This window comes from Janthinobacterium sp. TPC_1 (assembly GCF_056037845.1).
Map to the genome: position 1 here is coordinate 3,724,696 of NZ_CP195157.1, position 22,333 is coordinate 3,747,028.

Here is a 22,333-nt window from a genome sequence, read left to right on the forward strand (position 1 = left end):
ATCCTTGTCTCCGCCAGCAGCACGGCGGGGCAGGGAGTTAGCCAGGACCGCCCGCAAGCCCTTGCAGGCGTTCCCGGCTAAAAGAGCAAAATAAAAATAGCAGTACCTGCAGTACCACCCACATGGCACATTATGAGCGCACAATCTACCTCCTCCACGATCCCCATGCCAGGCGGCACCATGACCGATTCCATCAGTCACGCGCAAATGCTTTCCACCATGCGCAAGCAGCGCATCCAGGATTTCATGTTCCACAAGGTGACGATGCTGTTCGCCCTGTCGGTGCTGATCGTCCTGGTCGGCATCATCATTTCGCTGATCATGGAATCGATACCGGCCTTCAAGACCTTCGGCCTGCACTTCATCGTCTCGGCCGAGTGGGACCCCGTCAATGACCAGTACGGCGCCCTGATTCCCATCATCGGCACCCTGGTGACGTCCGTCATCGCCTTGCTGATCGCCTTTCCCGTCAGCTTCGGCATCGCCCTGTTCCTCACGGAAATCTGCCCGGCCTGGCTGCGCCGCCCGCTGGGCACGGCTGTCGAGCTGCTGGCCGGCGTGCCATCGATCATCTACGGCATCTGGGGCCTGTTCGTATTTGCCCCCCTGTTTGCCGACCACGTCCAGCCTATCCTGAAAGCCACGCTGGGCAACGTGCCCGTCATCGGCCAGCTGTTCAGCGGCCCCATGATGGGCATCGGCTTGCTGACGGCCGGCCTGGTGCTGGCCATCATGATCATCCCCTTCATCGCTTCCGTGATGCGCGACGTGTTCGAAATCGTCCCTGCCGTGCTGAAGGAATCCGCATACGGCCTCGGCTGCACGCGCTGGGAAGTGGTGCGCAAGATTGTCTTGCCGTACACCAAGACCGGCGTCGTCGGCGGCGTCATGCTGGGCCTGGGCCGCGCGCTGGGCGAGACCATGGCCGTGACCTTCGTCATCGGCAATGCGAATAAACTGTCGTGGTCGCTGTTTGCCGCCGGTAACAGCATCACCTCGCTGCTGGCGAACGAATTCGGCGAAGCGCAATCCGAACTGCACGTGGCGTCGCTGTTCTCGCTGGCCCTGATCCTGTTTGTCATCACCTTTATCGTCTTATCCGCCGCCAAGCTGATGCTGGCTGGCATGTCCCGCAAGGAAGGCACGAAATGAGCCAGCTCAGCCAAGTTAGTACCCACGACGCTCCGGCCAAGCCGGCCATGAACCCCGTCTACCGCAAGCGCCTGCTGATGCACCGCATCGGCATCGCCCTGTCGGTGGCCGCCATGGCCCTGGGCCTGGCCGTGCTCGTGTGGATCCTGTTCACCCTGGTGATCAAGGGTTTCGGCGCCTTGTCCGTCGACCTGTTCACGCAAACGACGCGGCCGGCCCCCGGCAGCGAAGGCGGCGGCCTGATCAATGCCATCGTCGGCAGCGCCCTGATGGTGGGCCTGGCGACGGTCGTCAGCACCCCGATCGGCATTCTGGCCGGCATCTACCTGGCCGAATACGGCGAAGAAAACAAGCTGGCGCAAGTGACGCGCTTCGTCACCGACATCATGCTGTCGGCCCCATCGATCGTCATCGGCCTGTTCGTGTATGCGCTGTACGTGGCGCACGTCAAACATTTCTCCGGTTATGCGGGCGCCATCGCCCTGTCGCTGATCGCCGTGCCGGTGGTGGTGCGCACGACGGACAATATGCTGCGCCTGGTGCCGAACAGCCTGCTGGAAGCCGCATTTGCCCTCGGTGCGCCGCGCTGGAAGGTGGCGACACTCGTGCGCTTGCGCGCCGTCAAGGCGGGCGTCATCACCGGCGTACTGCTGGCCTTGGCCCGCATCGCCGGCGAAACGGCGCCGCTGCTGTTCACGGCCCTGAATAACCAGTTCCAAAGCTTCAACATGAATGCGCCGATGGCCAACTTGCCGTCCGTCATCGCATCGTTTGCGATGAGCCCGTACGACAACTGGCGCTCGCTGGCCTGGGGCGGCGCACTGCTGATCACCTTCAGCGTGCTGGCCTTAAATATCCTGTCGCGTACCGTGTTCAGCCAAAAAGTCCCACATTAAACAGATACCGAGCGAAGCGAACCCATATGAATACGCAAATGAATCCAGCCCAAGACCTGGCACCAAAGAAAAAAACCATCGAGATTTCGGGCCTGAACTTTTTTTACGGCAAAACGCAAAGCTTGCATAACGTCAACCTGGACATCCACGAGAAGAAGGTTACCGCCTTCATCGGCCCGTCCGGTTGCGGCAAATCAACCCTGCTGCGCACCCTGAACCGCATGTATGACCTGTATCCGGGCCAGCGCGCGGAAGGCTCGATCCTGTACCGCGGCCGCAACGTGCTCGACGCGGACCAGGACGTCAACATGCTGCGCGCGCCAAGGTCGGCATGGTGTTCCAGAAGCCGACGCCGTTCCCCATGTCCGTGTACGACAACATCGCCTTCGGCGTGCGCCTGTATGAAGACCTGTCGAAGGGCGAGATGGATGAGCGCGTCGAGTGGGCCCTGAAAAAGGCGGCGCTGTGGGGCGAAGTCAAGGACAAGCTGACGAAGAGCGGCCTGTCGCTGTCGGGCGGCCAGCAGCAGCGCCTGTGCATCGCGCGCGGCGTGGCCGTGAAGCCGGACGTCTTGCTGCTCGATGAGCCGACCTCGGCGCTGGACCCGATCTCGACGTCGAAGGTGGAAGAGCTGATCAGCGAACTGAAACAGGATTACACGATCGCCATCGTGACGCACAATATGCAACAGGCGGCGCGTTGCTCCGACTACACGGCGTACATGTATCTGGGCGAACTGGTGGAATTCGGCGAAACGGACCAGATTTTCATGAATCCGGCCCGCAAGGAAACGCAGGATTACATCACGGGCCGCTTCGGCTGATCCGAACAGAATAACGATATACAAGATAACTGAATACGGAGAGACAGCATGTTAGGCGAACATTCATCCAAGCAATACGATAACGAACTCGAAGCGATCCGCTCGAAAGTGCTCCTGATGGGCGGCATCGTTGAAACCCAGTTCCTCGACGCGATGACGTGCTTTCGCATCGGCAATGCCGAGCGTGCCGACCGCGTGATGCGCGAAGACGACGTCGTCAACCAGCTGGAAGTGTCGCTCGACGACGCCTGCAGCCATCTGATCGTGCGCCGCCAGCCGGCCGCCAACGATTTGCGCACCATCATGGCCACCATCAAGGTGATTACCGACCTCGAACGCGTAGGCGACGAGGCGACTAAAATCGCCCGCGTGGCGAAGAACCTGCACAAGCGGGGCAACGGCGTCGTCAACCATTACGAGATGGTGCGCGGCATCGCCAACACGGCCACCGACATGCTGCACGACGCGCTCGACGCCTTCGCCCGCAACGATGGCAAGCTGGCCTTACAATTAATTGCACAAGATGCCATCATCGACCATGAGTTTCGGTCTATCATGCGCAACTTGATTACCTTTATGATGGAAGACCCGCGCACGATTTCGGCGGCGCTCGATACCCTGTGGGTGGCCAAGGCCATCGAACGGATCGGCGACCATGCGAAAAACATCGCCGAATACGTGATTTACGTGGTTGAAGGCAAGGACATCCGCCACACCAAGGTGGCTGCTCCCGCCATTTCCGAGGAGCTCCCTGAGTAAGCTTTATGGCATCTGATAAAACCACGGTATTGATTGTTGAAGATGAGCCGGCCATCGTTGAACTGGTGACCTATTCGCTGCGCGAATCCGGCTGGAATTGCTGTTCCGTACAAAACGTCGCCGATGCCTGGGAATTCATCCAGCACCGCACGCCGCATCTGATCCTGCTGGACTGGATGTTGCCGGACCAGACGGGCTTGCGCCTGCTGTCGCGCATCCGCGCCGACCGCAATTTCGCCGCCATCCCCGTCATCATGCTCACCGCCAAGAGCATGGAAGAAGACAAGCTGGCCGGCCTGAACAGCGGGGCCGACGATTACGTCACCAAGCCGTTCTCGCCGCGCGAGCTGCTGGCCCGCGCCAAAGCCTTGCTGCGACGCAAGAGTCCGGAACATGCGCAGGCGCCCATGCGCGCCGGCAACGTGGCCCTGGACCCCGTCAGCTGCACCGTCATGATGGATGAACAGAAGATCGATATCGGCCATGCCGAATACAAGCTGCTGAAATTCCTGCTGGCCCATCCGGAACGCGTGTTTTCGCGCAGCCAGCTGCTCGACAAGGTGTGGGGCGACCATGTGGTGATCGAGGAACGCACGGTCGATGTCCACGTATTGCGCTTGCGCAAAGCCTTGAAAGAGGCGGAAAGCCTGATCAAGACGGTGCGCAGCGTCGGCTACATGTTGTCTGAAAAGTAAAGCTTGCCTCTATGAATCCGAAATTGCTGTTCTGGGTACCGGCCGCCGCCTTGCGCATGGTGCTGGCGCTGCTGGGCGTGGCCGTCGTCTGGTATCTGTTCGGCGCCACGTATGCGCTGGGCATCGCCTTCGTGCTGATGGCCATGATGGTGTTCGTGCAGCTGTCGTATCTGTTCCAGCTGAGCAACTGGCTGGACAATCCGCAAAGCGCCAGGCTGCCCGACGGCTGGGGCGCCTGGACCAGCATTTTCGCGCGTTTGTACCGCATGCGCCGCGACGACGAGAAAAACCAGGCCGAGCTGACGGAATGGCTGGCGCGTTTCCGCCAGGCCATGCACCTGTTGCCGGACGGCGTCGTCATCATGGACGACGTGCTCTTCCTCGAATGGTGCAATCCTGCCGCCGAGAAACACCTGGGCCTCACCCACGAGCGCGACAAGGGCATGCGCGTGACCAACCTGATCCGCAGCCCCGAGTTCATGGATTACATCATCCTGGGCCGCTACGACCAGCCGCTGACGATCACCTTCCGCAACCGCAAGCTGATCGTGCAAATCATTCCGTTTGAAAACCGCCGCCAGATCCTCGTCACGCACGACGTGACGGAGACGGAGCGCATCGAAATGATGCGCCGCGACTTCATCGCCAACGCCTCGCACGAATTGCGCACGCCGCTGACGGTCATCGTCGGCTTCCTGGAAATCGCTTCCGCCGAGCTGGACCTGGACGCCGCCACGCGCGCCGCCCACCTCAAGCTGATGACGGAGCAGGGCCACCGCATGCAGCATCTGATCGAGGACATGCTGACCCTGTCGCGCCTGGAATCGGTCGATTATCCGCTGCGTCCCGAGCCCGTGGATGTCAAAAAGCTCATGCAGCAAGTCTTGCGTGACGCCAAGGGCTTGTCGGCAGGCAAGCATGAAGTGACCATGGAATGCAACGGCCCCGACGTGCTGGGCAGCTACGACGAGCTGTATAGCGCGTTCGGCAACCTGGCCTCGAATGCCGTGCGCTACACCCCGGCCGGCGGCACCATCACCTTGCGCTGGCAGGATGGCCCGGCCGGACCGCAATTTATCGCGCAAGATACGGGCATCGGCATCAGCCAGGAGCATATTTCGCGCCTGACGGAACGTTTTTACCGCGTTGACAAGAGCCGTTCGCGCGAAACCCAGGGCACGGGCCTGGGCCTGGCCATCGTCAAGCACGTGCTGCTGCGCCACGGCGGGACGTTGGCGATCCAGTCCGTGGCCGACAAGGGCAGCAGCTTTATCGTCAGCATGCCCAAGTCCGTCGTCACGCCGCTGCAGGGCGAATTGCTCGTCAAGTAAGCGGGGGAGGCAGCTCCCTGTTTCCCCGGCGACTGGTGCAAGCTTGGCATAAGTCGTTACAATCAGGCCATGACTTTAATCAACGCCTCTTTTCGCCATGCCGGCGCGCAGCAACTGGCCCAGTCGCTGCAAGCCGCGCGCCAGGATACCCTTTCCCTGTTCGACTGTTATGTCAGTGCCGGCCTGGACGTGGTGGCGGGCCTGCCCCGTCATCCGCGCCTCACGCCGCCCTTGTGGCAACTGGCGCAGATCGCCTGGTTTGCCGAGTGGTACATCCTGCGCGAAGCGGCATCGAGCCACCCGGCCGACGCCATTTATAATTCCCTGCTGACGCGCGGCGACGACTTGTTCGACGCCAATATGGTCGAGCACCGCGCGCGCTGGGAGCTGGAACTGCCCAGTCCCGGCGCCGTCAAAACGTATTGCCGCGAAGTACTTGACCGCGTGCTTGACAAGCTCTCGCGCGAAGCCAATGTCGACAGCGCCCTGGCGCCGTACCGTCTGGCCCTGGCGCATGAAGACCTGTGTGGCGAGGAAATGCTGGCAGGCTTGCAATGGCTGGGCCTGGAAGCGCCGGAATCGCTCGCTGCCAGCCCGGCCTTGCCGCCCGGCGCGGGGGAGATCGCTTTTCCTGGCGGCACCATCGCACTGGGCTCGCCGCGCGGGGACGGGTTTGCCTTCGACAATGAATCGCCGCCTCATAGCTGCTACGTGGCGCCGTTTTCCATCGATGCTTGCGCCGTATCAAACGCCCAGTTTGCCGACTTCGTCGCCGATGGCGGCTACCAGAACCGCCAGTTCTGGAGCGCGGCCGGCAGCGCCTGGCTGATGCGGCAGGAGCGCTCGTCGCCTTTATATTGGCTGCGCGAAGCGACGCAGTGGCGCACCATGCGTTTCGGCCGGCGCACGACCTTGCCGCCGAATGAAGCCGTGCGCCACATCAATCTGTATGAAGCGCAGGCGTACTGCGCCTGGGCGGGCCGCCGCCTGGCGACCGAGGCGGAATGGGAGTATGCTGCGCTGTCCGGCCACCCGCGCTTTCACTGGGGCCAGGTATGGGAGTGGACGGCGACGCCGTTCGAGCCGTATCCGGGCTTTGCGGTGGATGCCTGGCGCGAATATTCGGCGCCGTATTTCATGCAGCACCAGGTGCTGCGCGGCGCCGCCTTTGCCACGCCGCCGCGCCTGCATTCGCCCCGCATGCGCGCCTTCCACGCGCCCGAACGGGGCGACATCTTTGCCGGCCTGCGCACCTGCGCCTGGTAGCGCGCCGAAAACAGACATCATTTCAGGATACCCTTGAGTACAGATAACGCCCCGCAGTTCATTCCCAAACGCATCACGCCCACGCCGGAACAGGTCGCCATCCAGACGGCGCAAAAGAAAGTGGTCTTGATCGACGCCAATGCCGGCGCGGCCAAGACGACGACCCTGGCCCTGCGCCTGGCCGAGGCGCTGCACCGGGGCCGCGCGCCCGAGCGCATGCTGGCCCTCGTGTTCACCGAGGCGGCGCGCGTGGCCCTGCGCCAGCGCCTGCTGGAAGTGGGCGTGCCGCTGGGCGTCGTCAAGCGCCTGACGATCGACACCTTCGACGCCTTTGCCGCCAAGGTGCTGTTGCAGCTGGAAAATATGCAAGTGGCATCCATGCGCAGCGATGAAGAGCTGCGCCCGATTGCCTGGGAAGCGCTGGAAGTGGTGTCTGAGAAATATGCTCACCGCTACCCGCTGGAAATCAATACGACCAACGGCGCCATCGCCGAATTCCTGAAATTGCAGTTGCGCACCAAGGCGCGCCTGGATTTCCAAAATCCCGACTTCGAGAGCAATTCCCTCGACGACAACCTGGAGCTGCTGGGCATGTCGCGCACACACTATCTGTGGCTGCGCGAATACGAAGGCTTGCGCGGCGCCGACACGGGCGATATCCAGTTCCGCGCCCCGTTCGACGCCACCTACGACCTCGTGCGCATGCTCGACGGCGACGAGCCGCTGCGCCAGCAATTGCCGGCCTTCCAGATCATCGTGGCCGATGAATTGCACGACTTGAACGAAGCGTCGTTCCGCCTGCTGACCATGCTGATACGTCGCGGCAATGCGTTTTTCTGCGGCGCCGGCGACAAGGATCAAGTGATTTACACGTGGTCGGGCGCCGACCACCGCTTCCTGCGCCAGCGTTTCGAGCAGGAATTTCCCGCCTTGCAGCGCCTGCCGCTGACGGCGTCCTACCGCTACGGCCCGCAGCTGGCGCAGGCCGTGGGCGTGCTGAAAAACAAGGCCAGCGTGTCGGCCCTGTCGCGCGCCACCCACATCGAACTGCTCGAGTACGACCATGCGCAGCCGCAAGCGTGCAGCGCGCAGCTGATCGCCGCGCTCGAACACGCGCATGCGGGCACGACGGCCATCTTGCTGCGCGACCGCGACCAGGCCATCCGCGTGGAAACGGCGCTGTTCCAGAGCGGCATCGCGTATGGCCTGGTGGATATGAACAGTTATCTGCTGAGCCTGGAAGTATTGATGCTGCGCGGCATGGTCGCCATCGCCCGCAAGGATTTGCACGCGATCAAGAGCGGCCCGCGCCGCGGCGAGATACTCGAAGCCCTGGTGGCCTTCGCGGAAATCCCGTTTACGCGCGCGGAGTTGCAGCAAGCCAAGGCCGACGTGGCCAACTATCCCGACTTGCTGGAAGGCTTCTTGACGAACCAGCTGGCCAAGTCGCAGAACCAGGACAAGGCGGCGCTGACCCTGGCCGCCGTCGACTACCTGCGCGCGCTGCCCCCGGACGCCCTGGCGGGTGATGCGCTGCAGCACATCTTTGGCCTGATGCAGCTGGAACAGACGGCGCGCCGCATCTATGTCGACCCGGCCCAGGCGCGGGTCGTGGCCCGGTCCCTGCACGGTTTTATCGACGTGTGCCGCGAAGCGGGCGTGGCGCTGGGCGGCTTTGCCGGCTGGCTGGGCGAGATGGAAGACGCCGTGACGGTGTCGACCGGCAAGGCCAGACTCGTCATCGCCTGCATCGACCAGATCAAGGGCCTCGAATACAACCACGTGATCTTGCCTTACCTGGCCGTTGATGAGTTCCCGCGCAGCAAGACCGATCCGCTGGAAGAAGAGAACCGTTTTTATGTCGCCGCCACGCGCGCGCGCGACAGGCTCACCTTGCTCACGCCACAAGATCCCGCCTGGCGGAGCCGCTACATCGCCGCCCTGCAGCTCAAGATTGTTGCGTCCAAGTCATAGATCTTTTGCCGTGCGGCCGCTTTCTGCGAAAGACGAAAGCGGGCATACTGGGCTGGTGTGATTGACAGCAATCTAACCAGACAGGAGCAACTATGAAAGTGTTTTTAACGGGCGCAGCAGGTTTCATCGGCAGTTCCATCGCGGCGGGCCTCGTGCGCGCCGGCCACCAGGTGACGGGCCTCGTGCGCAAGCCGGAGCAGGTGGCCGAGCTGACTACCATCGGCGTGCAAGGCATCGTCGGCACCTTGAACGACCGCGAGCTGATCATCGAGCAGGCGAAGGCGGCCGATGCCGTCATCAATGCGGCCAGCAGCGACCACCGGGGCGCCGTCGAAGCCATTATTGAGGCGCTGGCAGGCAGCAACAAAGTGTTTCTGCATACCAGCGGCTCGTCCATCGTGGGCGACGCTTCGGGCGGCGAGGGCACGGAACAGATTTATGTCGAAGACAAGCTGCCGGCGCCCACGGCCGACAAGGCGGCCCGGGTCGCCATCGATGATTTGATCCTGGCCAGCGCCGCGCAAGGCGTGCGCGCCAGCGTGTTGTGCAACACCTTGATCTATGGCCATGGCGCCTTGCCGCGCGACAGCGTGCAATTGCCCCGCTTATTGAAACAGGCGCGCAAGAGCGGCATCGTGCGCCACGTGGGTCCGGGCCGCAATATCTGGTCGAACGTGCATATCGACGATGTCGTCAGCCTGTATTTGCTGGCGCTGGAAAAGTCGCCCGCCGGCACCTTTTACTTTGTCGAGTCGGGCGAGGCGGCTTTCCGCGACATGACGGCCGCCATCGCCCAGGCGCTTGACCTGGGGCCTGCACAGGACTGGCCGCTGCCCGAGGCGATTGCCGAATGGGGCTACGAGATGGCGTCGTATGGCCTCGGTTCCAACAGCCGCGTGCGCGGCGAACGGTCGCGCAAGTTGCTGGGCTGGCAGCCGCAGGGGCCGTCCGTGCTGGCATGGATCAAGCACGACATGCTGCAGCCGCCGCACGCCACGACTGCTTGATGCACCTCAGCAAAACCGCATCTGTGTGCGCTAGCGAACGGTGCTTTTGCCTGATCGGGAGTATGATGGCTTTGCTTGGTTGAGACGCACTGCCGTGAAGTTGGCGGCATGTTCGATCTTCCAGCAGGTCAGCCGGTCGCCTCAAGGATCGGCACCAGATTTCCGCCGCTGGCGCGCTTGCGCCAGGCGGCTGTGCACTGCAACTCCAGGTCGCGGTGTGAACTGCGAACCCCTTCAAGGCCGGCGCTAGCCGGTCTTTTTTTTGCCTGTCGTTTCCGCCGCCGCGCCATTCACCGCCACCTGTCCGCCATTCGCCGAAGCGCCGTTTGCGCGCGGCCCAAATCCGCGTATCTTTACGATCAACCAACTTCAAGGGGTGACCGTGAAACCTGAACCAGCTTATTGCCGCCGTACCCAGCTGCTGTGGGGCGTGCTGCTGATCGCCATCGGCGCCGTCATCCTGCTGGACCGGCTCGATGTGATCTATCTCCACGATTACTATGCACTATGGCATTATTGGCCGCTGATACTGGCCGTCTTCGGCCTCAACAAGCTGCTCACGCCCGTGTCCGCCAAGCAGGTACTGAGCGGCCTGTGGCTGATCTTCTTTGCCGCCTGGTGGTATGTGTCGTATGAAGAACTGTGGAACTTGAATTTCTACAATAGCTGGCCAGCCTTGCTGATCGCCTGGGGCGTGGGCCTCGTGCTGGAACCGCTGTTGAACAAACATTTTATTGCCTACCGGGAGTCCGAGCATGAAAAATAAACCGCCGCTGCACTCGCCATCGCAGATCGTGCTGGGCGTCATCGTTATCGGCCTGGGGCTGCTGTTCCTGCTCGATAACCTCGGTTTCATCAGCGTGCGCTACACCTTCCGCTTCTGGCCCACCATCCTCATCATTTTCGGCTTGCTGAAAATTTCGCAAAGCCATACCCGCTCCGGCTACATTCTCGGCGGCGTGATGGTCTTGCTGGGCTTGAGCTGGACCCTGAAAGCCATGGGCTTGTTCTATATCAATTGGAGCATGCTGTGGCCGCTGCTCATCATCGCCGCCGGCGTGGCCGTGGTGTCGAAATCCTTGCCCGGCGCGCAGCAGCGCCAGCGCCGCCGGCATTTTGCCGCGCCACCCGACGGCACCGCTGCGCCCGACGCATTCGGCCAGCCCAGGAATGGCGCCGTTTCCCTCGACAAGGAAGCAGTATCGGCAGCGCCCGGCGCCAGCGGCCAGGCGGACGACGACAGCATCATCGAAGTGACGGCCATCCTGGGCGGCTACGTGCGGCGCGTGTCGTCGCAGCGCTTCAGGGGCGGCGATATCAATGTCATCATGGCCGGCTGCGAAATCGACTTGCGCCAGGCATCGATCGAAGGCGAAGCCGTGCTCAACGTATTTGCCCTGTGCGGCGGCGTCACCATCAAGATTCCGCCCGACTGGAGCGTTGTGCTGCAGGGCACGCCCATTCTCGGCGGCTTCGAAGAAAAGACCATCGTGCCGCCGAACCAGGCCAAGCGTCTGTACGTGACGGGTTACGCCATCATGGGCGGCCTGGAAATCCGCAACTAGGCGCGCATGTCCGGGTCCTTGTCGAAGCGGCGCGGCGCCGTGGTGGTGTTCCTGGTGTGCATCGCGCTGGGCCTGGCCCTGGCCTGTATTTTGGCCAGGGTGGCCCACGCACCGTGGCTCAACGCCATCGTGCTGGTGGTGCCCGCCACGCTCGTGTATGCGATCGGTTCGGGCTTTTCCGCGTTTTACCTGTGCCGCGCCTACCCCTTGCACGCCCGCCATCCGCTCGCCATCGCCGGCGTGATGGGCGTGGCGGCCCTGTTCGCGGGCTTGCTGTGGGCTACTTTGCTGCAGTTTTTGAACAGCATCAGCCTGTTGCCGGATGTGCGCTGGCTGGGCGTGAACCTGACGCAGTCGCTGCTGGCCCTGTTCTTCGGCCTGGGCGCGCTGCTGTATTGCCTGGCTGCCGCCGTGCATTATTTGTTGCTGGAATTCGTGCGTGCCAGGATGGCCGAACAGCGGGGGCTGGAAGCGCAACTGACGGCGCAGGAAGCGCAATTGCGCATGCTGCGCACGCAAATCGATCCGCATTTCCTGTTCAACAGCCTGAACTCCATCAGCGCCTTGACGTCCATCAATGCGGCGGGCGCGCGCCAGATGACGGTGCAGCTGGCCAGCTTCTTTCGCCAGAGCCTGAGCCTGGAAGCGCACAAGCACATTACCGTGGAGCAGGAACTGGTGCTGATCCGCCACTTTCTCGCCATCGAGCAAGTGCGTTTCGGCGAACGCCTGCAAGTGGCGGAAGCCATCGACGCCGCCGCGCTGGCGTGTTTGCTGCCACCGATGCTGATACAGCCGCTGGTGGAAAATGCCGTCAAGCATGGTATCTGCGGCTTGACGGAGGGCGGGCTGATCGCCATCGAGGCCCGGCGCGTGGGCAGCCTGCTGCAGATTGCCGTGCGCAACCCGATTGATGCGGATCAAGGAACGGCCCGCGGCAATGGCGTAGGCCTGGGGAATGTGCGCCAGCGTCTGGCCGGCGCCTATGGCCACGAGGCCAGCGTGCACTGGGGCCGGCGCGACGGCCATTTCGAAGTGACGATTTCCATGCCGGCGCAGACCGGCGACACGGAGGAAGCATGATGCAGGCAAGAATGCGGGTCGCCATCGTCGATGATGAATTGCTGGCGCGCAGCGTGCTGCGCGAATACCTGGCGCGCCATGACGATATCGACATCGTGGCCGAGTGCGCCAACGGCTTCGACGCCGTCAAGGCCATCGCGGAACTGGAACCGGAACTGGTGTTCCTCGATATCCAGATGCCGCGCCTGGACGGCTTCGAAGTGGCCGAGCTGATCGGCGCGAAGACAAAGTTGATCTTTGTCACGGCCTACGACCAGTACGCCTTGAAAGCGTTCGAATGCCATGCCCTCGATTATCTGCTCAAACCGTTCAGCGAACAGCGCTTCGAGCAGGCGCTGGCCCATGCGCGCGCCAACCGCAGCTTGCCCGAAACTGTGCAAACGCTGGCGCGCGAGGCGGCCACCCGCGCGGCGCCCCTGGACCGCGTGCTGATACGCGACGGCGCCAAGGTCCACGTGATCGCCAGCGCCCGGATCGACTATATCGAAGCGCAGGACGATTACATCAGTATCCGTTCCGAGGGCAAGTCCTACCTGAAAAGCCAAAGCTTATCGGAACTGGAAACCCAGCTCGACCCCGCCAAGTTCCTGCGCGTGCACCGCTCGTACCTGCTCAATATCGACGGCATCCGCCGCATCGAGGCGGCGACGAAAGACAGCCACGTGGCCATCTTGCGCGACGATACGAGGATACCCGTGAGCAAGGCGGGGTATCAGAAGCTGAAGTTACTGGTTGGCTAGCTGCACATCCCACCACGTGGGCAAGAGTTGCCGGATTTCCGGGCGTGAAAAACGGTCGTCGATCAGATACCGACGACGCCCTTGTCCGACTGTGTGCGGATGACCCTGCCGGCGGCCTGCACCACCTTTTGCATGCCCGGATACAGATACGTGTAGTCGTAGCCGGAACCGAAGAGCTCGCCCATGCGCTGGCGGATCTGTTCGTTGACAGGGTTGATCTGCGGCAAACCGAGGGTGGCGATGAAGGCGCCGATCAGGCGCGCGCCGGGCAAGTCGATGCCTTCGCCGAAGGCGCCGCCGAGCACGGCAAAGCCGATGCCGCGCGTGTCCAGGCCGAAACGGCCCAGGAATTGCGCGCGGGCAGCATCGTCCATGCGGCGCGGCTGTTGCCAGAGTGGCACGTCCGGGTAATGCTGGGCGAACAAATGGGCCGTCTTTTCCATGTAGTCGAAGCTGCTGAAGAAGGCCAGGTAGTTGCCCGGCGTTTCTGCGTATTGCTTCGCCATCAATTGTGCGATGGGCAGCAGCGAGGCGGCGCGGTGCTGGTAGCGCGTGGAAATGCTGTCGGCCACGCGCACGGACAGTTGTTCCGCCTGGAATGGCGATTCCACGTCGACCCAGGCCGTGTCGGCCGGCATGCCCAGCGTGTCGCTGTAGTAATTCCACGGACTCAGGGTGGCGGAAAACAGGGCCGTGCTGTGGCTGGCCGCGAAGCGTTCTTTCAAGAACGGCGCCGGGACGATGTTGCGGATGCAGACGGTGGAACCCGTGTCCGTTTTGCTGACGTCGAACAGCGAATGCGCGCCGAAACTCTCCGCCAGGCGGTTGATCAGCAGCACGTCAAAATAAAAGCGCTGCAAGTCCTCGTCCAGCGCGGCAGCGTGCTCGGCCATGTAGTCGCCGATGGCCGTGGCCACGCCTTGCAGGGCGCCAAAGAATTTATCGGGCAAGGCCGCATGCACGTGGTAGTCGCCATCCTGCTCTTTTAATAACGCCGTCCACTGGCGCGAGAGGCGGTCCAGCGGCTTTTTCAAGCCCTCGGGCGCGAATTTGCGCAGCATTTTCAGGTCGGTCTGCGCCAGCTCGGCCGAATACATGCTGCGCGCGCGCGACACCATATTGTGCGCTTCGTCGACCAGCACGTTGACTTTCCAGTCGTGGGCCAATGTCATGCCGTACAGCATGGCGCTGAGGTCGAAATAATAATTGTAGTCGCCGATGACGACGTCGCTCCAGCGCGCCAGTTCCATGCCCAGGTAATAGGGGCAGATACCCTGCTGCAAGGCGATGGCGCGCACGGCTTCCTTGTCCAATATCAAACCGCTGGCCAGCGCCACCTCGCGCGCCAGCGGCAAACGGTCGTAAAAACCCTTGGCCAGCGGACACGATTCGCCGTGGCAGGCTTTGTCGGGATGTTCGCAGGCGCTGGTCTTGGCGCTCAGTTCCAGCACGCGCAAGGGCAGCAGCGGCGCGCTCTCCTTGAGGATGGCGCAGGCGTCGAGCGCCATCTGGCGGCCCGGCACCTTGGCAGCCAGGAAAAACAGTTTGTCGAGGCCATGCGCGGCCGTCGCTTTCAACATGGGGAACAGGCTGCCCACCGTCTTGCCGATGCCGGTCGGCGCCTGCGCCAGCAAGCCGCAGCCGCGGCTGCTGGCCTTGTACATGGCTTCGGCCAGCTGGCGCTGGCCCGGGCGGAAGTCCGCGTGGGGAAAGGCCATGGCCGTGAGCTGCGCGTCGCGGCTGGCCCGGTGCGCCATTTCCTGTTCGGCCCAGTCGAGGAACAGCGCGCAATGCTGCTCGAAGAACAGGCACAGCGCCTCGGCCGTGCATTCCTCGTGCATCACCGTTTCCTTCTGGCTCACGATATCGAAATACACGAGCGCCACGCGCAGCATGGGCAGGTTCAGCTGCTGGCACAGCAAATGGCCGTAGATGCGCGCCTGTGCCCAGTGCAGCTGGCGGTGGTTGGCGGGCATGGCATCGAGCTCGCCGCGGTAGGTCTTGATCTCTTCCAGCTGCCGGCGCGCCGGATCGTAGCCATCGGCGCGGCCGCGCACATGCAGGGGGCCGAAGTCGCCGCACAGGCTGATTTCGCGCTGGTAATCGTCGTCGCGCCGGCTCGTGACGGTGGCGTGGCCGGCCATGCCTTCCTGCGCCGTGGGCGAAGGGGTGAAGCGCAAGTCCAGGTCGCCCACCTTGGCCGTGAATTCGCACAGGGCGCGCACGGCGATCGTGTATTTCATGCCCCCTCCCATTGCAGGTAGCACACGCTGACGGGCATGGCATGCTGGGCGCAATAGGCGATCCAGCGCAGCTGGTTGTCTTGCAGGCGGTCGCCCGGACCCTTGACTTCGATCATGCGGTAGCGCCGTTCCGCCGGCCAGAACTGGATCAGATCGGGCAAGCCGCTGCGGTTGCTTTTGATATCGAGCAAGATGCGTTCGAACGCCTTTTTCAGGTGCGCGGCCGGCATGCAGGCCAGCGCCAGATCCAGCAAGCCGTCGCCCAGCACATCCCAGCTGACGAACGGCGAGACGATGCCGTGCTTGGCGGCAAGCGTGGCGCGTATCGTCGCTTGATAGGTGCCGTCGTCCAGCTGCGCCAGGCAGGCGGCGAAGTCGCTGCTGCGGCGCTGGTAGAAATCGGCGCTGTGCAAGTCGGCCGGGCCACGGTGAAACGGGTGGAAGAAGGCGCCCGGCATGGCCTTGAAGATGGCGGGCCAGCACAGCAGGCCGAACAGCGAGTTGATCAGGGTGTTTTCCACGTAGTACACGGGAGAGTCGTCTTGCATCAGGTGTTGCTGCACCACCCCTTCCACGTAGCACGCTTCGCCCGGATGCGGCAGCAGCAGGTCGATGCGGTCGACGGCGGCGGGGGCGCTGGCCGCCTGCTTCGCATGGCCCAGCTTGCGCCGCAAACGGGGGGCCATGCGCAGCAGCAATTGCTGTTCCGCCTCGCTTTCCGGCGCGGCCAGCGCGTTCGTCAGCCGGTCGTAGGCTGCTTGCGGCTGTTCATCTTTTTCCAGCACGCGGATGGCGCGGCCCCGCGCGCCCGGGTAGCGGCAATCGGGTAGGCGCGGTAGGCGGCGGGCCAGTCCTGGCATTTCTCCAGGTGCTGGGCGATCTGGAAACGCAGCTTGTCGCGTCGGCTGGCCAGCCAGGTATTGTCCTCGGGCAATGGCAGGGCGGCCAGTTCCTGCAGCACTTCGTCCGCCGGCGCGCTGTCGTTGTAGCGTTCGCGGCACTGGTGCAGTACTGCATAGTGTTCGATATCCTGGCGCGTGCGAAAACCGCGCGATTCGGGCGAAAATTCCACCTTTTCGTATTGATATACGCCCAGGTCGGACAGCACGAATTCCGACCAGTCCTGGTGATAGTTGCCAAAGTAAATCAGGCGCAGGCGGTCGCACAGCGCTTGCAGGCCGATGCGGTACAGCACGTCGCCGGAGGCCGGATGCCAGGCGGAAAACGGCTTATTTTCCCCATGCTGCCCGCGCAAGGCTTCGAACTGCTCGGCCTTGCGCGCCGCCTTCAGGGGAGCGGCGAGGTCGAAGGCCTGGGCGATTTCCCCTTTTTCAGCAGTTGCTCGAACAGTTCATCGAGCGCAATGACGGGATCGGCTTCCACCCAGCCCGTGTCCAGCAAGGGCAGGGCGGCCGCGCGCGTGTCGCCGATTTCCGGGTAATTGAGCTTGCTGGCGCGAAACAGACAGCCCTTGCGCATGACGAGGCGCACGAACAGGGCGCGCGAAGGCTGCGGCAGTGCGCCGAAGTCCGTGATGAATTGCGTTTCTTCAGGACTCAGCAGATCGGCGTAACGCGTGCTGATCCAGCTCAGCACGTCCTGGAAATTATCCAGATAGTACAGGGGATTTTCCAGGACTCTCAACATGGGGATGGCAATAGGGCAAGTTGCAAGGTGATGGCTTTTACTGTGTTTATATACAGTTTAAACCTTCAGCTGCCGCTTGCCCAGCGATTTTATGTTCAGTCAGCCGCGCTGTAGGCAAAACCGCTGTCGAACTTTTCGTAGGGAATGAATCTCCCGCGCAGGCTGGCCATTTCCACATCGGTCAGCAAGCCCCGGTGCGCTTCCGTGCGTCCTTTCGGCAGCGCCACCTCGTAATCGATGATGTCCCTGGCCAGCAGCGTGTGCAGGACCTGCGCCTGTTCCGGCGTCAGGTAGCGCGCATGCGTGCCCAGGGTGTTGGCCAGCTGCTCCCTGAATTCCTCGTCGCTGACCTCGTTGTAGGTATCCAGGTCGGCCATGCTGTTCAACAACATGTGGAACAGGAAATCCTGCAGGTTCTTTGCCAGGTATTGGGCTTCATTCTCGTCATGCCACAGCAGCACGACGGGCATGTCGCCGTTCTGTTCGCCTGATGCGAAAAAGCAGTAGTGGTCGCCCGCGCCCGTTTGCGCGAACGGGATGAAGCGCAAGGCGGGGTCGATCTGCCGGTAATCGTCCCCGTCCAGCAAGGTTGCCGCTTCTTCGGCAACGACATTGATATTGAGCAATTCGAAATCATCGGCATGCAGCAGCAGGGTGGGCTTGTCCTTCAATGTGGGATAGACCAGCTTGTACCAGTCGGGACCATATTCGCCCACGGCCAGCATGCCGTCGCGTTCCAGCTGCCGGTACAGCGGGGGATAGGTGAAGCCGTGTTGCTGTTCAATTTCTGACAGTGTCATATTTAACCTGTTAAATAAGATTCATGCGGCAATGATAGCCGAGGCGATGGCTTGCACGTTTCATTGTGACAATGCCCAGCATTAATAAACTTTTTTGTTTACTTATGCAGTATGACCACGTAGCCTTGCCAGACACTATTGATCGAGTCCGCATGAAAAACATCATCCTGATTTCCGCCGCCTGCCTGCTGGCGCTGTTGTCGACCATCGGCGCCTCGCTGCCCTACCCGATCCTGCCGCCCCTGTTCGCGGCCGAAGCGCCGAATGCCTTCAACAATTTCCTCGGCTTGCCGTCGAAATTGCTGTTCGGCCTGGCGCTGACCATCAACCCGCTGGGCTTGCTGATCGGCTCGGCCCTGCTGGGGCCCTTGTCCGACCGCTACGGCCGCCGTCCCTTGCTGATGCGCACGGCCGTGGGCGCCGCCATCGGCCACGCGATCACAGCCTGGGCGCTGGTGATCCAGTCCTACCCCCTGTTCATCGTCGCCCGTTTCATCACCGGTTTGCTTGAAGGCAATGGCGCCGTGGCGCGCGCCATGCTGGCCGACCAGCTGACGGGGCCGTTGCGCCTGCGCGCCATGTCGTGGCTGAACGGCGCGTTTTACCTGGGCTGGCTGGTGGGGCCGATCTTGGCGGGCGCGACCCTGGGCTGGGGCGTGACGGTGCCGTTCTGGATCGCCGCCGCCGCGCTGATGCTCGTCGCCGTGCTGGTGGCCGCGGGCTTGCCGCGCGAAACGCCATCGCTGTTGACGACGTCGTGGTGGCAGGTGGCGCGCGACCGCCATTCGCTGAACCTGCTGCGCCATGAGGAGCTGCGCACCCTGTTCATCGTGCAGCTGGCGCTCACCTGCGGCGTGGCAAGTTTTTATGAGTTCTACCCGCTGTGGCTGGTCGAGACGGCCAATTACCATGCGCAGGAGATTGCCTGGGTAAACGTGGGCCTGTGCGGCACGATGACGGTCACTTCCTTGCTGGCGGGCGGTCCCAGCCGCCATGCGCCGCTGCTGCGCGCCAGCTGGTATGCGTGTGGCGTGGCGCTGGCCGTCGGGATTTTGGCGCTGGGTAACATCTGGGTGGGCATCGCCGCCATCGTGCTGTTCGGCATTCCGAATGCACTGTACAACACGGTGATACAGGGCTGGTGCGCCGAGCGCTTCAGCGCGCACGGGCAGGGCGCCGTGATGGGCTTGCTGGCCACCACCTTTTGCATCGCCAACATCGTCGTCGCCTTGAGCGGCTCCGTGCTGACCCTGATCGACACGCGGCTGATCCTCGTCGCGGGCGCCTTGTCCGCCGCCTGGGCCGCGTGGCGCATGGCGGCCTGGCGCCGCCAGCTGGCCGGCGAGGTTGACGCCAAGGCGGTGGCATGAACACTGCCGAACAGACCCTGTTCCTGCTGAAGATGCGCGGGCCGCAGACGGCGCAGCAGCTGGCGGCCTTGCTCGATATCACCTCCATGGGGGCGCGGCGCCAGCTGGAAGCGGCGCTAGAGCGTGGCCTGGTGGACTTCGAGGACGTGGCCGACAAGGTGGGGCGCCCGTCGCGGCGCTGGCAACTGACACCGGCCGGCCACGCGCGCTATCCCGACCGCCATGCCGGCCTGACCCTGGAATTGATAGCGCAAGTGAAAACCCTGTTCGGCGAGGAAGGCCTGGATAAACTGATCGGCGCGCGCGAGCGCAGCAGCGAAGCCGCTTACGGCAAGCTCATCGACCCGCAGCTTGCGCTGGCGCAACGGGTGGACAGCCTGGCGCGCGCGCGCGATGGCGAGGGCTACATGGCCCACGCGGTGCCGCAGGACGATGGCAGCGTCTTGCTGGTGGAAAACCATTGCCCGATTTGCGCGGCAGCCACGGCATGCCAGAATTTCTGCCGCTCGAGCTGGCCATCTTTCAGCGGGTATTGGGGGACGATTGCACGGTGGAGCGCAGCGAGTATTTGCTGGAGGGAGGGAGGCGCTGCGTGTACAGGATCGTGCCGGTGGGGTAAAACCCGGCGAAGGCTGGGGTCGTACCCTGCAGGGTACGACCCCGGTATCTGCTCCTGGGGCTTGTTACTTTTTAGCCGCCTTCGGCTTGGCCGCAGGCGCCGCCTTTTCAGCCGCGGCGGTGGCGCCGGCCGTGGCTTTTTCCGAGGCCTGCGCCACTTGCGCGCTGGCCTTGGCGATCTGCTCTTCCACGGTCTTCACGGCCTGTTTCGTGGCCTTGGTCACTTGTTCGTAGCCGAGGAAGGCGTTGTCGATGGCGGCCTTGACGATGGCGACGGCGTTTTCCGAGCCGGGCGGCACGTTTTTCGTGACGTCGTAGATCAGGGCGCTCAGATTGCTTTTCGCTTCGGCCACGTGGGCTTCGGCGGCCGTGGTGAATTCCGTGTGGATTTCCCTTGATGATGTCGTCGAGTTGCTGTTTATATGCTTTTGCGCCTGCCACGCCCGGTTGCAGCTGGGCAGCGGCGGCAGCCATGGCGGCCTTCGGATCCTTTGCCTGGCTGATTTCCTTACCGGCGGCAAGGCCATCCTCGATGCCGGACCTGGCGGTAGCCATGTTCAGCGCCAATACCTGCTCCACGCCTTGCACGGCCTTGGAGGTGAGGGTGTTGAAGGTCATCAGCTGGAATTCAAACAGGGCCTTGGTGGCCGATGCGAATTGTTCGGGATTCGTAAACATGTGGTCTCCTCGGTTTGAATAGATACGTTCTTATCGTTCCATACTCTTTCGACGCCGCAATGCCATCGCTTGATCTCAAGCCGGTGCCCCGTGTGGTCATGGCCCCATTATTTAACAAGCGCCGGTTTTTCGCAACGGCTATCTTTGTACGGTCCCGAGGCCAGTTCCCAGCCAAATCCCAGGGTGGACTGGGCGCACGCCAGGGTCCCGTCGATCTTGCTGCGCCATTGGTACCAGGGCGCCGGTCCGGCCGAGGCGTATGCGCAGGCAGCCAGCAGGGCCGTGGCAATCAGGTATTTCATAAGTGCTCCGAAAGAATAGCTTGCCGGCATTGTAGCGCGCCGGCCGTTCAGGGCGCGGGCGATTGCGGCGCCGCGGCGGGCAGTTGCAGGGTGAAGGTGGTGCCGCTGGCGTCGCCGGTGCTGCTGGTGGCGTCGATATGGCCGCCCAGCACGCCCGTGACGATGTTGTGTGCCACGTGCAAGCCCAGGCCCGAGCCGCCGGAACCGAGCTTGGTCGTGAAGAAGGGGTCATAAACGTGCACGAGGTCGTCGGCGGCGATGCCCACGCCCGTGTCGGCGATGGACAGGGTGATCGTCTGCCCGTCGTCGCTGCCGCGCGCGGTAATGGCGATGGTGCCGCCGCTGCGGCCTTCGAAGGCGTGGCGCAGGCAGTTTTCCAGCAGGTTGCTCAGCACCTGGCCCAGCGGCCCGGGATAGCTGTCCATGGCCAGCCCGTCCGGCACGTCCTGCGTCAGGCTCAGGCCGGCGGCCTTGAGCGGCGTGGACATGGGCAGCATCAGCTCGGCGATGAACTGGCGCAGCAGGAAGTGGCGGCGCTGCGAGCTGGCGCGGTCGACGGCGATCTGCTTGAAGCTGGAAACCAGGTCGGCGGCGCGCTGCAGGTTGCGCAGCATGATGGCGTCCGCCTCGCTGGCCTGGGTCAGGTAGGCGCCCAGTTCGGAGCGGCGCAGGCCGTCGAGAAAGCTGGCCTGGATTTCGCGCGTGCGTTCGGCCATCGTGGTGGCCACCACCAGGCCGTTGCCGATCGGCGTATTGAGTTCATGCGCGATGCCGGCCACCAGCGCACCGAGCGCGGCAAGCTTGTCGCGCCGCACCAGTTCTTCCTGCGTGATGGACAGGTTTTCCAGCGCGGCGGCCAATTCGCGGTTCGTTTGTTCCGAGTGTTCCTTGGCCTGCGTCAAGGCAGCCGTGCGTTCGGCCACCAGCTCTTCCAGATGGGCGCGGTGGCGCTGCAGCTCGCGTTCGTGGCGCATGCGGCCGATGGCGATGCCGGCCAGGTCGGTGGCCGTGTCGATCAGCTCCAGGTCGCGCGCGTCGGGCTGGCGCACTTCGCGGTAATACATGGCGAACGAGCCGAGTACATTGCCTTCCTGGCCGAAGATGGGGCGCGACCAGCAGGCGCGCAGGCCGAACGGCGCGGCCAGCTCGCGGTAGGGTGCCCACAGCGGGTCGTGCATGATATCGCTGACCACCACCGGTTCGCGCAGGAACATGGCGGTGCCGCAAGAACCCACGCCGGGGCCGATTTCCACGCCTTCGAGCAGGGCCATGTACTCGGCCGGCAGGCTGGGGCCGGCCGCGCTGTGCATGCGGACGCCGTCGTCGTCGAGCAGCATGATGGAGCAGAGCACGCCGCGCGACTGGCCTTCGATCAGCAGCAGCA

At 63.2% G+C, this 22,333-nt stretch carries 17 protein-coding genes and 4 pseudogenes; 14 read left to right on the forward strand and 7 right to left on the reverse strand.

Annotated features, from left to right (window positions below; genetic code table 11):
- Nucleotides 1–180 precede the first annotated feature (180 nt).
- From pstC to ACQVLG_RS18350, 13 genes and pseudogenes are all read left to right on the forward strand, one after another.
- A complete protein-coding gene (pstC, locus tag ACQVLG_RS18290) occupies nucleotides 181–1,152 on the forward strand; it encodes a phosphate ABC transporter permease subunit PstC (RefSeq protein ID WP_230540998.1) in 972 nt (323 codons plus the stop codon).
- Entirely contained in the window at nucleotides 1,149–2,048 is a 900-nt protein-coding gene (gene pstA, locus ACQVLG_RS18295) for a phosphate ABC transporter permease PstA (protein ID WP_474290526.1), read from the forward strand. The genes pstC and pstA overlap by 4 nt, the downstream gene beginning before the upstream one ends.
- 38 nt (nucleotides 2,049–2,086) lie before the next feature.
- Nucleotides 2,087–2,871 (forward strand): annotated as a pseudogene (pstB, locus tag ACQVLG_RS18300) (phosphate ABC transporter ATP-binding protein PstB).
- 48 nt (nucleotides 2,872–2,919) lie between these two features.
- Nucleotides 2,920–3,630, forward strand: coding sequence for a phosphate signaling complex protein PhoU (gene phoU / locus ACQVLG_RS18305; protein WP_076570862.1), 711 nt, complete (start codon nucleotides 2,920–2,922; stop codon nucleotides 3,628–3,630).
- Nucleotides 3,631–3,635: 5 nt separating this feature from the next.
- Nucleotides 3,636–4,325 carry a response regulator gene (locus tag ACQVLG_RS18310; protein ID WP_034755074.1) on the forward strand — a complete coding sequence of 230 codons (690 nt, stop codon included), beginning with the start codon at nucleotides 3,636–3,638 and terminating at the stop codon, nucleotides 4,323–4,325.
- Between the two features lie 11 nt (nucleotides 4,326–4,336).
- Nucleotides 4,337–5,656: a phosphate regulon sensor histidine kinase PhoR gene (gene phoR / locus ACQVLG_RS18315; protein WP_474290527.1), complete on the forward strand. Its 1,320-nt coding sequence runs from the start codon at nucleotides 4,337–4,339 to the stop codon at nucleotides 5,654–5,656.
- A 69-nt stretch (nucleotides 5,657–5,725) separates the two neighbouring features.
- Nucleotides 5,726–6,922: a selenoneine synthase SenA gene (gene senA / locus ACQVLG_RS18320; protein WP_474290528.1), complete on the forward strand. Its 1,197-nt coding sequence runs from the start codon at nucleotides 5,726–5,728 to the stop codon at nucleotides 6,920–6,922.
- Nucleotides 6,923–6,955: 33 nt separating this feature from the next.
- Entirely contained in the window at nucleotides 6,956–8,896 is a 1,941-nt protein-coding gene (locus ACQVLG_RS18325) for a UvrD-helicase domain-containing protein (protein WP_474290529.1), read from the forward strand.
- A gap of 92 nt (nucleotides 8,897–8,988) precedes the next feature.
- Nucleotides 8,989–9,903 carry an NAD-dependent epimerase/dehydratase family protein gene (locus ACQVLG_RS18330; RefSeq protein ID WP_474290530.1) on the forward strand — a complete coding sequence of 305 codons (915 nt, stop codon included), beginning with the start codon at nucleotides 8,989–8,991 and terminating at the stop codon, nucleotides 9,901–9,903.
- A 382-nt stretch (nucleotides 9,904–10,285) separates the two neighbouring features.
- Nucleotides 10,286–10,669 carry a LiaF transmembrane domain-containing protein gene (locus ACQVLG_RS18335; RefSeq protein ID WP_230540992.1) on the forward strand — a complete coding sequence of 128 codons (384 nt, stop codon included), beginning with the start codon at nucleotides 10,286–10,288 and terminating at the stop codon, nucleotides 10,667–10,669.
- Nucleotides 10,659–11,468, forward strand: coding sequence for a LiaI-LiaF-like domain-containing protein (locus ACQVLG_RS18340; RefSeq protein WP_474290531.1), 810 nt, complete (start codon nucleotides 10,659–10,661; stop codon nucleotides 11,466–11,468). Before ACQVLG_RS18335 ends, ACQVLG_RS18340 begins: the two co-directional genes overlap by 11 nt.
- Before the next feature lie 6 nt (nucleotides 11,469–11,474).
- On the forward strand, nucleotides 11,475–12,551 hold the full coding sequence (locus ACQVLG_RS18345; RefSeq protein WP_474290532.1) for a sensor histidine kinase: 1,077 nt from the start codon (nucleotides 11,475–11,477) through the stop codon (nucleotides 12,549–12,551).
- A gap of 11 nt (nucleotides 12,552–12,562) precedes the next feature.
- Nucleotides 12,563–13,291 (forward strand): LytR/AlgR family response regulator transcription factor, encoded by a 729-nt coding sequence (locus ACQVLG_RS18350; RefSeq protein WP_474295708.1) that lies wholly within the window; start codon nucleotides 12,563–12,565, stop codon nucleotides 13,289–13,291.
- Here ACQVLG_RS18350 and ACQVLG_RS18355 read toward each other — a convergent pair.
- The 3 genes and pseudogenes from ACQVLG_RS18355 to ACQVLG_RS18365 all read right to left on the reverse strand — a co-directional run bounded on the left by ACQVLG_RS18355 (nucleotide 13,277) and on the right by ACQVLG_RS18365 (nucleotide 17,981).
- A pseudogene (locus ACQVLG_RS18355) lies at nucleotides 13,277–15,534 on the reverse strand (ATP-dependent DNA helicase). The gene ACQVLG_RS18350 and the pseudogene ACQVLG_RS18355 overlap by 15 nt on opposite strands.
- A pseudogene (locus ACQVLG_RS18360) lies at nucleotides 15,531–17,181 on the reverse strand (VRR-NUC domain-containing protein). The pseudogenes ACQVLG_RS18355 and ACQVLG_RS18360 overlap by 4 nt, the downstream one beginning before the upstream one ends.
- Before the next feature lie 95 nt (nucleotides 17,182–17,276).
- On the reverse strand, nucleotides 17,277–17,981 hold the full coding sequence (locus ACQVLG_RS18365; RefSeq protein ID WP_474290533.1) for an SMI1/KNR4 family protein: 705 nt from the start codon (nucleotides 17,979–17,981) through the stop codon (nucleotides 17,277–17,279).
- A gap of 152 nt (nucleotides 17,982–18,133) precedes the next feature.
- Here ACQVLG_RS18365 and ACQVLG_RS18370 point away from each other — a divergent pair, with 152 nt between their 5' ends.
- Nucleotides 18,134–19,351 (forward strand): MFS transporter, encoded by a 1,218-nt coding sequence (locus ACQVLG_RS18370; protein WP_474290534.1) that lies wholly within the window; start codon nucleotides 18,134–18,136, stop codon nucleotides 19,349–19,351.
- A gap of 116 nt (nucleotides 19,352–19,467) precedes the next feature.
- On the opposite strand, the gene ACQVLG_RS18375 is transcribed toward ACQVLG_RS18370, so the two are convergent.
- The 4 genes and pseudogenes from ACQVLG_RS18375 to ACQVLG_RS18390 all read right to left on the reverse strand — a co-directional run bounded on the left by ACQVLG_RS18375 (nucleotide 19,468) and on the right by ACQVLG_RS18390 (nucleotide 22,301).
- Nucleotides 19,468–19,812 carry a hypothetical protein gene (locus ACQVLG_RS18375; RefSeq protein ID WP_474290535.1) on the reverse strand — a complete coding sequence of 115 codons (345 nt, stop codon included), beginning with the start codon at nucleotides 19,810–19,812 and terminating at the stop codon, nucleotides 19,468–19,470.
- Between the two features lie 222 nt (nucleotides 19,813–20,034).
- Nucleotides 20,035–20,647 (reverse strand): annotated as a pseudogene (gene phaP, locus ACQVLG_RS18380) (TIGR01841 family phasin).
- A gap of 107 nt (nucleotides 20,648–20,754) precedes the next feature.
- Nucleotides 20,755–20,949, reverse strand: a complete 195-nt coding sequence (locus tag ACQVLG_RS18385; protein ID WP_230540983.1) for a hypothetical protein — start codon at nucleotides 20,947–20,949, stop codon at nucleotides 20,755–20,757.
- 47 nt (nucleotides 20,950–20,996) lie between these two features.
- The gene (locus ACQVLG_RS18390) at nucleotides 20,997–22,301 is read right to left on the reverse strand and encodes a sensor histidine kinase (protein ID WP_474290536.1); all 1,305 of its coding nucleotides are present in this window, start codon (nucleotides 22,299–22,301) and stop codon (nucleotides 20,997–20,999) included.
- Nucleotides 22,302–22,333 lie beyond the last annotated feature (32 nt).